This window comes from Actinoplanes sp. L3-i22, from assembly GCF_019704555.1.
Classification (GTDB): Bacteria; Actinomycetota; Actinomycetes; order Mycobacteriales; family Micromonosporaceae; genus Actinoplanes.
In genome coordinates this window covers 1,492,013-1,504,298 of the sequence record NZ_AP024745.1, presented here as the reverse complement: position 1 = coordinate 1,504,298, position 12,286 = coordinate 1,492,013, and the positions used below count along the sequence as shown (strand labels likewise).

Here is a 12,286-nt window from a genome sequence, read left to right as displayed (position 1 = left end):
GCTCGCCGGGTGTTCGCGAGCGTAGCCGGCTCTCAGCATCCGAGACCTGGACGACTCCGTCAGAGAGCAGCCGCGTCTCCGATCCTGCTACGACTAACGCCGAGCCGAGTGGGACGCAGTCCACTTCCCCGACTGCTCGACCGCTACTGGCAGAACTTGCGCCGCGCGGTCGGCTGGAACGTCCGATACGCGGGCTGCGTCGAGCCGCAACGACGCCTCGCCCCGCACGCACACTTCGCCATCCGCGGCACCAGCCCCCGGGCGAGGCTGGAGCTGGTCGCCAAAGCCACCTACCACCAGGTGTGGTGGCTGCCTGCGGATCAGCTCCGGTACCCGATCAGCCGGCCGCCAGTCCGGGACCCGAAGGCGGGGAGCTGGGCGGACCCGGACACCGGTGTATGTGTCCGTCCTGCTACGTCGGATTCTGCTCGCGAACCGGGAGACCCGGCCGACTCTCCCCGCACCCCGCCGGATGGATCGTCGCGCCGACCGGCACCTGGTCCAGCCGCACGCCACGCAGCACCAGGGCGATCCGCTCGCCACCCCCAGTGACCCGCGCGAACTCCACCGCGACCTCGGCAACCTGAATGACGACACCATTCGCCCGGATCTCGCCCGACCGGCCCCGGTGAGGAATCACACCAGACAGCTCGCCGAGCACAGCCACGTCCCCGCCCGCAATCCGAAAGGCATGCTCGACCCGGTAAGTCCAAGAGCCATCCACCAGGCCATCCTGCCGCAAGAGCTCCCCCTGCCGTCATCAGCAGGGAGGTTGCCGCAAGACATAGATAGTCATAAGTTCTAGACGTGAATGGCGTCGATGCGGCCGAAGAGTGGCTGGACTCGTGGGTGGCCGGAGTAGATGCGCAGGCCTCCCGCACCGTGGAGTTGTCGAGGCGGGTGGTCACGTTGACCGGCACGGCAAGCAGCCGGGACGGCTCGATCACCGCCGTGGTCGGGTCCTCCGGTCAGCTTCAGTCCCTCATCATCAGCGACCAGGCACTACAGACGACCGGCGCGGAACTCAGCCGGAAGATCATGGCGCTCACCCGGCAAGCGCAGGCACAACTGCCGGAACAGGTCACTGAACAGGTACGCCGAACCGTCGGGCTGGACACCGAGACCGGGCAGGCAGTGATCCACTCCTACGAGGCCCGCTTCCCCGCTCCGCCGGACGAGCAGCCCCGCGACCGCCGTGCCTGGTGAATCCCTCCGGTTCTCCGCCGACGACGTGCAGCGCCATGCCGCGAGCACGGATCTGATCGCCGATGCCATCGAGCAAAGTCGGTCCGCCGTGCACGAGGTCACCATGGACGGCCAAGCGTACGGCCAGCTGTGTCAATTCCTACCCAGCCTGTTGAGCCCGATCTTCGCCCTGGCCGCCAGTGCGCTCGCCGAGACCGGCGAATCGCTACGAGAAACCGCACACAAACTGCGAACGGCTGTCACCGACATCACCGATACCGATGCCTCGGCCGCCGACGGCATCCGTCATACCGTCAGATCCGACGGCGAATCCGGATCCAGCCCGTCGTGACCACCAACCCGCTTGTGGCTCAGAGCACCGAATCGACAACCCGGTACACCGGCCTCGGCCTCGTAGAGGACGCCGCCGACATCTCCAACGGCATCCGTAACCACAGCTGGGTCGATCCCACCCTCGGCGGTATCGGCGCGGGCCTCGACATGCTGTCGCTGGCGGTCGACCCGTTGGGAACATTGGTCTCCTGGGGCGTCGCCTGGCTGATGGAACACGTCAAACCCCTCAAGGAGGCTCTCGACTGGCTCGCGGGCAATGCCGACGAAGTCGCCGCACATGCCGCTACCTGGTCCAACGTCGCCGCGTTCACCGAACAAGCCCGCCAGCAGTACGTCGACCGGCTCCGGACCGAGGTCGCCGGCTGGTTCGGCGCTGCCGGAGATGCCTACCGCGAGCACGCCGACGCCCACCTGAACGTCATGGATGCCCTGGCGACCGCAGCGCAAGGCATCTCGTATGCCGTGGAAGGCGCCGGTCTGCTCGTCGCGCTGGTCCGCGGCATCGTCCGCGACCTGATCGCCGATTTCATCGGAACCCTCGCCGTTCGGTTACCCCAGTGGCTCGCAGAGGAAGGACTCACTCTCGGCATCGCCAGCCCTGTGGTCGCCGGTCAGGTCGCCACCCTCGTCAGCAAGTGGGTCAACAAGATCCAGCACTTCGTTCGTGCCCTGCTCAACAGCCTGCGCCGGCTCCACCCCATGCTCGACAGGCTGAGCGAGATCTTTACCAATCTGCGCGCCCGCACCCATGATCTTGCCCGTTCCGAACCCACTGCTCCAGCTCCGAAGGAGCACCAGCAATACTTCCACCACTCGGAAGCCGATCCGTTGGCGCGCTGGGGACCGGCACGCCAAACGCATCCGGGGGAATGGGACGATGCCGTGCGCGAGGCGGAAGCCGCAGGTGTTGAAATAACATTTCGTTCCGGCGGACTTGCCTACGGGCCGAGCCCCTCACCTGGCCGCCCTGGTGTGCTGATTCTCGATCCGGACGCGTCCTACGGCGCGTTGTTGCACGAGATGCAACACATGCGCGACGACCAGGCTGCCGGATGGGCCGGCATGCGAGGCTGGTTCGAAGATCCGCATGTTCGGTACGCCAACGAGGTGCATGCCTACGAGCAGGAAATCCGTTACGCCGAGTCGATCGGTGACCAGGACTCGGTCTCGAAGCTCAAGGATCTTGTTCACGAGGAGTACCGAAAAATCTTCGGGGAGGAACCATGACTTTCCCTGTTCCACCGAAACTCCCCGTGCCTCCGGTTCGCGACATGAGCAACATGGAGTTGGCCGAACTCATCCGAGCCGGCGGCCCATATCGGGGAAAGGCCACCTTCGAACTTGGCGACAGGGCCGCGACGGACAACGAAGCGGCAAGCCTTCTCGGTGAACTGACCAATCTTCCGGCTCTCCGCGAGGACCGGATCCATGCGATGTCCCTGGCCTGGGCGGCAATCACCGCCCTACTTGCCGCCCGGACACCGCACGCAAGGCAGGTCGCGTACCAGGCATTCGGGGCGCTGCCTGAGCACGAGCAGCGAGATCTGCTGGCTTACCTACGCTGCACCCGCATCGAAGACGCACAGCCGTAACAGCACGGCGCCGGCCATTCGCTCGAGGCGCAACTGGGGCGGGGATATCCGCATCCGGGTCGCTCCCGGAGCAGAGACCCTCCGGGAGCGGACCGTGACAGACTCGCCCGGAGCGACCACCGTAACGTGGGGTCTGGGGGTCGCCCCCAGGCGAGTACAGGTGGGCCGGACGTTGCACCATGCGAACCACACCACCGCCGTCCCGGGCGCGCCACTGCGGGGACGTTTGACCAGTTCAAGCCGCATCCGGACTCCCTCAGGAGAGACTCGATGATGGTGACAGCGCACCGATGAGAGCTTCCGGGGATCGACTCTCGCTGAGGTCGAGCGGATGAGGGCGGCGGGATCCCAGCGGCTAAGACCTGGAATTTATTTACCACTTTGCGCTGATTCCTGAGGATCGTTCGCCACCTCATAACCGTCGCCTCACTTCATAGATACACGCTAGTGCTCAAGCATTCACTCCAGGTAGTGTCTCGGCGGGTGGCCTGGAGGCGATGGGGGTCGACTCTTGCCGGACTGGCGTGACTTTGTGTGTAGTGCGCTTGACTTCTGGATCAACGCGGAAGGCGGACCGAACCGGGTAGGTAGACCGCTGCGGATCGGCCGGGCTCACCCCTTGGAGCCGGGCTGGTTCTCGGTCGATATACGGGGATTGCGGTTTAGCGGTATCGACCAAATCGAGTCGCTTCGGCTGGCCGGACCGGGCGGCTTGGAGACCGGGCCCTCATATGCGGTGCTGGAGGCCGTGCAGGAGGGAGAAGCGGTACGGTTTCGGGTTCCCGAGTTCATCGATCTCGCCGAGCCGCAGCTTTGGCAGAGCAAACAGCCGCCCACCCGGCTCCTCGTGAAGCTGAAGGAGGGCATCGCCGGGCTGCGCGAAGCCGGTCTGGCACATGATCTCGCAGCGGGACGACTCACCGCGGCGCCGAGTCATCCGCCTCACGTCAGCGGGTTCACTCCGGCCCAGGACGCCGCACGCGCAGCATGTCTGGGCCGCGGGGTCCATCTCGTGTGGGGTCCTCCCGGGACGGGAAAGACTCGCGTGCTCACCGAGGCGATAGATGCCCTGGTCCGAGGCGGCAAACGGGTCTTGCTGGTGTCCTCGACCAACATCGCCGTGGACAACGCTCTACTCGGCGCGGTACGGAGCAAGCGACATCAGCATGGCCATCTGTTGCGTGTCGGCCCGCCTCACCATCCGGAAGTTCTCGAACATCCCGATGTCTGTCTGCCGTTCCTGGTCGAGCAGCGGCTGGCGACGGTCAGCCAGGAACGATCCAAGATCGAGCAACGCCTGGTGCTGATCCGCAAGGAGCGCACTGAATTGGCCCGGCTGGAGAACGAGCTTGCCGGCTTTGACGCAGACGCCTACCACCGAGCAAGGAGCGCCGCAGCTGCCGTGGCCTCGGTACCTCAGTTAGCAGCCAACTTGGCCGCGGAAAAGGAAGCTTCGCACGTCGCCCATGCCCGTCTGGCGAACGCAACGACGACTCGCGACGCCGCGGAGGGCCACTGGCGTGATCTTGACGCAGCTCGCCGGGCCTATACCGAAATCGACCGGCTCGATCAAGAGATCACCGAGCTCGTTGCGGCAGCCGACGGTCAGGCCGCACGCGCCCTGCAGGCGAGTCATGCCGCGAATCTGATCCAAGCCGAAATCCGCGACCTCAGCGACGGGCGGCGCTTTCCCCGGTTTCGCGATCGCGGCCGGCTGAAGAAGCTGGTATCCGATGAGGAACAGGCCAGAACGCGGGCGCATGACGCCGATCTGAGTGCACGCGAAGCGAAGGAACTCGTCGACCGTCAACAACACCGAGCTCGGGTTCGGATCGAGCAGTTGACCACTGCGGCCGGCTACAGCCGGGCGGACATTCGAGCGGCGCAGGCTTCCTTGCTGGGCGCGCGCCAAGAGTTGGAGAAAACGGCCACGATCGCCGATGAGACCACGTCTCGTATGGATGCCGCACAGCAGCGTCTGCTTGCAGCCGAGGCCGCATCACCGACTGAAGCACAACGCACCTTGCTCGCCGAGGCGGAACAACGTGACCTGGTGACCCTCGACGCGAAGATGCGAGTCTTGCGTACCCGGCTCAGTGCTTCCGAAGGTGATTGGAGCCGCCTGGAAGCCGAGTATGCCAGGGTGCAGGAGCAATACGCCCGGTTGAGCCGCGACGCCGAAGGCGAGATCATCCGCGAAGCTCACCTGGTCGCCACCACCCTCGCCCGATTGCGCACCAGCAAACCGCTGATGGACGGGCCGTACGATGTCGTGCTGGTCGACGAGGTCGGCGCCGCGAATATTCCCGAGGTACTGCTCGCGGTATCCCGCGCCACCCAGGCGGCCGTCATGTTCGGCGATTTCATGCAGCTCGGCGCCATCATCGACAACGCAGAGGTCGGCAAAGCTGACCGGGCGGACGTGAAGAAGTGGCTGATCCCGGATGTCTTCGCGCACTGCGGAATCTCCTCAGCGGAAGACGCCGAGCGCCATCCAGGGTGCACCATGCTCAACGTCCAACACCGCTTCGGGCCGCAGATCATGGGCTTGGCCAACGCGATCGCCTACGACGGCCGCCTGAAGCCCGGCGAGTCAATCCGTTCGCACGTCGAGAGCGATCCGGAAATCTTGGTCGTTGACGTCGATGACCTCGGTGAGATTGGCCGTGTACGAAGTGATGGGCGGTTCAAAGGATGGTGGCCAGCCGGTGCGCTGCTCGCTCGTGTCCTTTCCGACTTTCATCAGAGTCGAGGAGAGCGTACGGGCATCGTGACCCCGTACGGCCGGCAGGTCGAGGCGACATTGGAAGCGCTTCGTGACCACGAGACCGGAACAACCCTGGTGACCGAAGTCGGTACCGCGCACCGTTTTCAGGGACGCGAGTTCCCGATCGTCGTCTTCGACACGGTCGAGGACGAGTACGACAGTCGCTGGATGGCCGAGGCCAACCGCACCAAGAGCGCCTTCCTGCGTGACGGTATCCGGCTCTTCAACGTCGCGATCACCCGTACTCAGCACCGTCTCTACCTGATCGCTAGCCTGAGGCGGATCGAGGCCGCTGCAGCGGACACGCCCTTCGGCCACCTCGCCGAACTCGTCAGGCAGAAACAGGCCCGGGTCATCCGCGCCAACTGTCTGGTTACCCCGACGACTACCCCGGAGGACGATCTGGCGTACCTCGCCGGGAGCTTCACGGGCGAGCTGGCCGAACTGCTGGCACAGCACGTCCGCGTCGAGGATATTCACGACGAGCGGACGTTCTACGAGGTGTTCGCCGATCACATCGCATCAGCGCGACAGTCGATCTGGCTATGGGCACCGTGGACCACTACCCGCGTGCGGTCTGTTCTGCCGCTGTTGCGCGCGGCCGTCGATCGCGGCGTCCGTATCACCCTTTTCGTACGGGATCCGGGCGACAAGGTGCAGCGCGAACCTGAGCACCAAGGGTTCTTGGCCGACCTGCGAGCCGTACTTCACACGGTCGTCGAGGTCAACGTCATGCACCAGAAGATTGCCGTCATCGACGAACAGACAACGCTGCTCGGCAGCCTGAATGTCCTGTCACAGCGGTGGACCCGCGAGGTGATGGTGGCAATGCGTGGCTCACATTTCGCGCGGAAACTGCTCGAACATGAAAACGCTGCCATCTTCTCTCACCAGCCACCCTGCGGTGTCTGCGGCAGCCCTCAAGTCGATCTTCGCCGACGGCATAACGGAATCTGGTACTGGCGCTGCTACGCGGACACCTGCCCGAAATGGACCCCTACTGGGCGAGGTCGATGGACACAGGACATCGACCTCAGCTCGAAGTCAGCACCCAAGAAAGCCTCGTCTCAGCGAGCCAACAAGCGCAGCTGAGACCCAATCTGATCGGGGCACCGGTTCTCGGGCTTCGCCGTTACGTGTGCACAAACCGTACGGATTCGCGGAGTACGGCCTCGGCGCCATCAAGGTCGAGAGATGTCCGTCCGCTCGGCGACGTGCGGCCAGCGAGTATGCGCGATCTAATCGATCGTCAAACCCGGCTATCGCCGAGGGTGCAACGCCACCCTCGGGAGCATTTTCCCAGCTCAAGCGACGTATCGCGAGCATCACGAAATGGACATTACTCGCGAATATCATATCGTGGGCCGGACGTTGCACCATGCGAACCACGTCAACGTCGTACCGGGCCACCCACTAACAGGACGTTTGACCAGTTCACGGGAGCCTAGATCAGCACCCCTACGACACTGACGGGACAGAGCAAGGCCAGGGCGGCAATCACGCCTAACACGACCCTCGCCCCACGTTCCATGTCCGGGTTGAGTCGATACACCGCCGATCCCGCGAGGACCAGTCCGGGAGTCATCGAGAGGACGGACGGCGTGCCATCGGCAATACTGAATGCCGCCACCATGAGGACAAAACCGATTGCCAGCAGCAACAGGTCGCCAGGGCGCGGCGGCGCGACCTTCAGATCGGTCACATCGATCTTAAGTACGCTGGCCAGGTCCCCTCGTGTACGGGCAGACAACACGCCCGCCGTCATCGCGGCCGCCTCGTCGACCGTGATCTCGTTGGCAGCAACCCGATCGGACAGTCTAGCCGTGACGTGCTGTTTGTCCCGCTCGGTGACCAGCTTTTGGGCGGTCCGGGCGGTGGGTCCGGCGTCCTCGACCACCACGGGCTCGCCCGAGGCGGGATCGAAATAGGAAATCCGACGGCCGTTCACGAAAACCAGGTCATCAGCCCGCAGCGGCGGCTGTCCCGAGACCGTACGCGAGGGCCCGAGACCCGGCCCTGCCAGCGCCGACAGTGAGATCCGCGAGTAGCCACCCTCGGACCTGATTTCCTTAACCGCGTACGACCTCCACGCCTGGTCGTGCCACCGGCTCGGCGTCCGCGTGGAACTGAAATCGTGTCGGCTGGGCGCCCTGCCCGAACCGATCGTCGCCCCGTTGTCGGTGCACGGGTGCTTGGGCCAGGGCGGGCCCACATCATCGAAGAAGACGCGGCTGCCGTTCTGGTTCGCGTAAAAGTAGACCGACGCGCCGCAGACCGGGCAGCGCGCGTTGGGGCTGAGCCACCCCGTCACGGTGCTGCCGCGCCGAGCCGAGGCCGGCGCCGCGTACGACCTGCTCGAGTAGCTTCGACGAGGCGTCCGGAGGGATCGGCCGGACGACCGGGTCACGCTGTGAGTGCTCACCCAATGGCGGCCACCACCCGGACTCCGGCGCCAATGGCCTCGACGTTGATACCTCGTCACGCCTCGCACCACCGAGCCCGTCTCTGCATCGAACAAACATTAACCGCGATACCAGGCAGCCCCATCAGCCCTTCGGCCAGCCGGCGATGGGTCACTCGCCCAAGACCATGAAACCAGCGCGGGCTTATGCGGTGGGCTGCCAGCCCGACCGCCCGAAGATGTGCCCGGCCCGTCCCGGCTCCGCTACGACCGCGACCCGCACGTCGAGCGAGATCGCCGCGCACTCGTGGGTGGACGCCCTCAATGGGTTGGAGTTCGGCGGCGGGTTCGCACGGACGACGAAGCATCACACGCGCATCACCAAAATGACCCCGACCTGGTGACCGCGCTACGTGTTCTGCCCACTGACGACAACACTTCAGAGAGGGCGCATCGCCAACGCGATCAGCCAGGCGCGAGCCCATCACCGCGACAGCAACGCCGACCGGCAACGCCAAACCTGGTGGGCCGGACGTTGCACCATGCGAACCACGTCACCACCGTCCCTGGAAATCCATTTTCGGGGCATTTGACCAGTTCACGCGGCCGGCAGACATAGTCGAACGCCGCACCTGGACTCGGCTCACTTCTCGATCATGACGTAGGTCAGCTTCCTAGCAGCCATCCCAGTCATGAAAGTGGTACCGTTTCAGGTACCACTTTAGGAGGCATCGTGACTGCCGCGATCAGCGCCAGCGAGGCACGTAAGACCCTCTTCCCGCTCATCGAACGGGTCAACGAAGACCACACCCCGATCGAGATCGTGTCCAAACGGGGCAACGCAGTCCTGGTGAGCAAGGACGACTGGGATTCGATCATGGAGACCAACTACCTGCTTCGCTCCCCGGCGAACGCGAAGCGCCTCGCCGAAAGCGTCGAGCAGTGGCGGGCCGGCCGAGCCACCGAGCGCGAGTTCGGCCCCGAGGAGTGAAGCTCAGCTGGACCGATCACGGCTGGGACGACTACCTGTACTGGCAGACCCAGGACCGCAAGACCCTCAAGCGCATCAACGCGCTGATCGCCGACATCAAACGGGATCCCGACGGACCCGGCATCGGGAAACCGGAGATCCTCCGGAACAACCTCGCCGGACTCCGGTCCCGGCGCATCGACGACGAACACCGCATGGTGTACGCCGTCGAACCCAACGAGATCACCATCATCTCCTGCCGATATCACTACGAGTAAGCCGGCAGTGCACCACAAACGGCGCCCGGAAACTCAGCTTCGTGCGCGCACGCGTCATTCACCGACAGGGACAGGTGGCAATCCCCTGAACCCGTAGAGACTTTGTGCGAGCCGTGAGTGGCGGCGGACGGTGTTGTAGCGGTGCAGCCAGCGGAAGCTGGTGAGCCGGGCGTCGCGTTCGTCGGTGAACGCGCGGCGGCCTTGCAGGGTCTCGCGTTTGAAGGTCGCGTTGAACGACTCGGCGAGGGCGTTGCCGGCGGAGCTGCCGACCTTGCTCATCGATTGCCGGACCCCGGCCGCCGTGCAGGCGGCGGCAAAGGCTTTCGATGCGTATCGGGCTCCGTGGTCGCTGCGGAAGATCGCGCCGGCCAGGCTGCCGCGGGTGTGCTGGGCGGCGGTGAGCGCGTCGATGATCAGGTCGGTGCGCATGTGATCGGCGATCGCCCACCCGGCGAGGCGGCGGGAGTGCAGGTCGATGACGGTGGCCAGGGAGAGGAACCCGCGCTCACCGACCGGCAGATAGGTGATGTCACCGACGTAGCGCTGGTTGACCGCGGGGGCGGTGAAGTCGCGGCCGATCAGGTCCGGGGCCTTGACGGCGGCCGGATCGCTGATCGTGGTCCTAGTCCGGCGGCGCAGCCGCAGCCCCTGCACACCGATACCGCGCATCACCCGCTCGACACGCTTGTGGTTGACCAACGTGCCGCGCTCGCGCAGCTCGGCGGTGATCCGCGGCGCCCCGTAGGTGTTGTCGACCGCATGGACCTTACGGATCAGCCGGGCCAGGACGGTGTCGGCAGCCTGCCGGGCCGCCCGGGCCCCAGCGGTCGATGTCCAGTAGTAGTAACTCGACCGGGCCACGCCCAGGATCTGACACAACCGCTTCACGCCGTAGCGCTGCTGGTGGTCGGCGACGAACTGGAAGCGGTTCACCAGCGCGTCTCCCCGGCGAAATACCGGGCCGCCTTCCGCGGAATGTCCCGCTCCTCCCCCAGTTCACGGACCCGCCGGCGCAGCTCGGCGTTCTCCGCCTCCACCGAACCCGGCTCCGGCTTCACCGCCGCTGCCGCGGACCGCTCGGACCCGCCGCCACGACGCTGGTCATCGGCGCGGAGCCAGCTGCGCAGCGTCTCCCGGTTGACCCCGAGATCGGCGGCGATCACCGCGATCGTGCTGCCCGGCCGAGACCGGTACAACGCCACCGCGTCGGCCTTGAACTGTGCGGGATAGTGCTTGTTCGCCATCGTGCTCCAGGACTCCTGATCTACCCGGACCTCACGATCCAAGGTTCAAGTGTCCAAGATCAAGGGGTAAGGCCCCAGGTCGAAGTGACGCGCTCTCATGGCCACCGCCCCGGCCAAGATCCCGGGCCTCGCGGGACATCGACTTCCCCGCCAGCATCAACGCACCGCTCCCCGACCCAGCACGATCGCCGCCGACCGTTCGCCAGCGCTAGACAGCGCCCAACCGTACGAACCATCGGCCCGACATCCGGGCCGATGGTTCGTATGCAAGATCAACGTGGGCCGGACGTTACACCATGCGAACCGCCCGATCAGCGTTACCGGCGATCCACTGCCGGGACGTTTGGCCAGCTCAAGGGGCATCCGGCTAGCCCATTAGCCTGATTTGCACCCGCCTTCAGCCGCCTCGGACGGCTGCGCTACCAGGTCAGGGGATCAAGATGGCGTCGCGCTTCAGCAGCGAATCTGGGCACGCCGGTGCGCTGCAGAAGGACGAGAATCTCCGGCACGGTGTTCGGTGTTCGTTGGTAGGACGCGGCTTGGCGACGGAGCACGTCCATGGTCAATCCGGGGTAGAGATCGAGTTGGTCGAGCAGGAAGTCGTCGGGGTGGATGGCCGCGATGTCGTACGGCTTGAGGGCCGGTGCGGCGAAGTCGCTGAGGTTGAAGGTGACGATGACTTCGGCGTTGGCGCGTACGGCGGCAGCCAGAATGTGCCGGTCTTTGGGATGGTTCGTCATGCCGTCGACAAGTGATTCGTAGCCGGTGACCAGGGCGTCGGGGAATGACCGGCGCATCTGGCCGAGCCGCCGATCGACCCGGTCCGGTGGTAGCCCACGCTCGATAAGGTTGCGCCGCAGTTCGGCGAAGACGTCGGCCGACCAGAGCGGCCGGTACGCGGAGGCTTCGGCGAGGCGAAGCAGCGTGTCGCAGAGGTAGGCCGGGTAGAGCACGCAGGTGTCCAGGAACGCGGGGAACGCCACCATGACCGGCCGTCATCTCGACGGCGAGGAGTCGAGGGTGATCTCGTACAGGTCGTCGTCCTCGGCGTCGGCGGCCATCTGGTCCAGGGTTCGGCGGCGTTCGGTGCGGGTGCGTTCGGAGTAGTCGAGGATGTCACGCAGCAGGACTCGTCGATGCCGGCCGCGCAGGCTGTGCGGGATCTCGCCGTCGGTGAGCAGGCGGACCAGCGTGGGTCGTGAGATGTTGAGTAGGTCAGCGGCCTCTTGGGTGGTCAGCATCGTGTTGTGCGGGGCGATCGAGATGGCCATGCCCTGGGACAGGGCACCGACGACGTCGCGCAGCAGTTCGTAAAGTTCGGCGGGAATCTCGAGCTGCGAACCGTCCGGGCCCACCAGCTTCGCTCGCGCGGGGGCCTGCGCCTCGGCCAGACCCCGCGCGAAGCGCACCAGGTCGGCGGGGTTTTCCGGCGGCAGGACGGTTCGTTCACGCAGGGTGCTCGACATGGAGTCAGCATACCGCTATTCGAAAAATC

12 protein-coding genes and 1 pseudogene are annotated in these 12,286 nt (G+C 65.4%); 8 read left to right on the top strand and 5 right to left on the bottom strand.

All coding sequences use genetic code 11. The annotated features are described in order from the left end of the window. Positions 1 to 97: 97 nt before the first annotated feature. Positions 98 to 393 (top strand): annotated as a pseudogene (locus L3i22_RS53360) (replication initiator); the annotation flags it as partial. A 19-nt stretch (positions 394 to 412) separates the two neighbouring features. Here the strand turns inward: L3i22_RS53360 and L3i22_RS07025 are convergent. Further along, positions 413 to 742, bottom strand: a complete 330-nt coding sequence (locus L3i22_RS07025) for a hypothetical protein (protein WP_221326166.1) — start codon at positions 740 to 742, stop codon at positions 413 to 415. A 65-nt stretch (positions 743 to 807) separates the two neighbouring features. Here L3i22_RS07025 and L3i22_RS07020 point away from each other — a divergent pair, with 65 nt between their 5' ends. The 5 genes from L3i22_RS07020 (at position 808) to L3i22_RS07000 (ending at position 6,990) form a co-directional block, all read left to right on the top strand. Next, positions 808 to 1,206 carry a YbaB/EbfC family nucleoid-associated protein gene (locus tag L3i22_RS07020; RefSeq protein WP_221326165.1) on the top strand — a complete coding sequence of 133 codons (399 nt, stop codon included), beginning with the start codon at positions 808 to 810 and terminating at the stop codon, positions 1,204 to 1,206. Next, positions 1,196 to 1,537: a type VII secretion target gene (locus tag L3i22_RS07015; RefSeq protein ID WP_221326164.1), complete on the top strand. Its 342-nt coding sequence runs from the start codon at positions 1,196 to 1,198 to the stop codon at positions 1,535 to 1,537. Before L3i22_RS07020 ends, L3i22_RS07015 begins: the two co-directional genes overlap by 11 nt. Continuing rightward, on the top strand, positions 1,534 to 2,766 hold the full coding sequence (locus L3i22_RS07010; RefSeq protein WP_221326163.1) for a WXG100 family type VII secretion target: 1,233 nt from the start codon (positions 1,534 to 1,536) through the stop codon (positions 2,764 to 2,766). Before L3i22_RS07015 ends, L3i22_RS07010 begins: the two co-directional genes overlap by 4 nt. Before the next feature lie 44 nt (positions 2,767 to 2,810). Beyond that, on the top strand, positions 2,811 to 3,131 hold the full coding sequence (locus L3i22_RS07005; protein WP_221326162.1) for a hypothetical protein: 321 nt from the start codon (positions 2,811 to 2,813) through the stop codon (positions 3,129 to 3,131). A 511-nt stretch (positions 3,132 to 3,642) separates the two neighbouring features. Beyond that, positions 3,643 to 6,990, top strand: a complete 3,348-nt coding sequence (locus L3i22_RS07000) for an AAA domain-containing protein (RefSeq protein WP_221326161.1) — start codon at positions 3,643 to 3,645, stop codon at positions 6,988 to 6,990. 352 nt (positions 6,991 to 7,342) lie between these two features. Here L3i22_RS07000 and L3i22_RS06995 read toward each other — a convergent pair whose 3' ends face one another. Beyond that, positions 7,343 to 7,846: a DUF1707 domain-containing protein gene (locus L3i22_RS06995; protein ID WP_221326160.1), complete on the bottom strand. Its 504-nt coding sequence runs from the start codon at positions 7,844 to 7,846 to the stop codon at positions 7,343 to 7,345. Between the two features lie 1,186 nt (positions 7,847 to 9,032). On the opposite strand from L3i22_RS06995, the gene L3i22_RS06990 reads away from it, so the two are divergent. Both L3i22_RS06990 and L3i22_RS06985 read left to right on the top strand, forming a co-directional pair. Then, the gene (locus tag L3i22_RS06990) at positions 9,033 to 9,290 is read left to right on the top strand and encodes a type II toxin-antitoxin system Phd/YefM family antitoxin (protein ID WP_221326159.1); all 258 of its coding nucleotides are present in this window, start codon (positions 9,033 to 9,035) and stop codon (positions 9,288 to 9,290) included. Then, on the top strand, positions 9,287 to 9,547 hold the full coding sequence (locus L3i22_RS06985; protein WP_221326158.1) for a Txe/YoeB family addiction module toxin: 261 nt from the start codon (positions 9,287 to 9,289) through the stop codon (positions 9,545 to 9,547). Before L3i22_RS06990 ends, L3i22_RS06985 begins: the two co-directional genes overlap by 4 nt. Positions 9,548 to 9,601: 54 nt before the next feature. Here L3i22_RS06985 and L3i22_RS06980 read toward each other — a convergent pair. From L3i22_RS06980 to L3i22_RS06970, 3 genes are all read right to left on the bottom strand, one after another. After that, a protein-coding gene (locus L3i22_RS06980) for an IS3 family transposase (protein WP_370644528.1) occupies positions 9,602 to 10,791 on the bottom strand; the annotation gives its coding sequence in 2 pieces (ribosomal slippage) (positions 9,602 to 10,497 and positions 10,497 to 10,791; 1,191 coding nt in all). Positions 10,792 to 11,210: 419 nt separating this feature from the next. Then, positions 11,211 to 11,777 (bottom strand): PIN domain-containing protein, encoded by a 567-nt coding sequence (locus L3i22_RS06975; RefSeq protein WP_255658011.1) that lies wholly within the window; start codon positions 11,775 to 11,777, stop codon positions 11,211 to 11,213. A gap of 9 nt (positions 11,778 to 11,786) precedes the next feature. Beyond that, positions 11,787 to 12,257 carry a helix-turn-helix domain-containing protein gene (locus L3i22_RS06970; RefSeq protein ID WP_221326157.1) on the bottom strand — a complete coding sequence of 157 codons (471 nt, stop codon included), beginning with the start codon at positions 12,255 to 12,257 and terminating at the stop codon, positions 11,787 to 11,789. Positions 12,258 to 12,286: the final 29 nt, after the last annotated feature.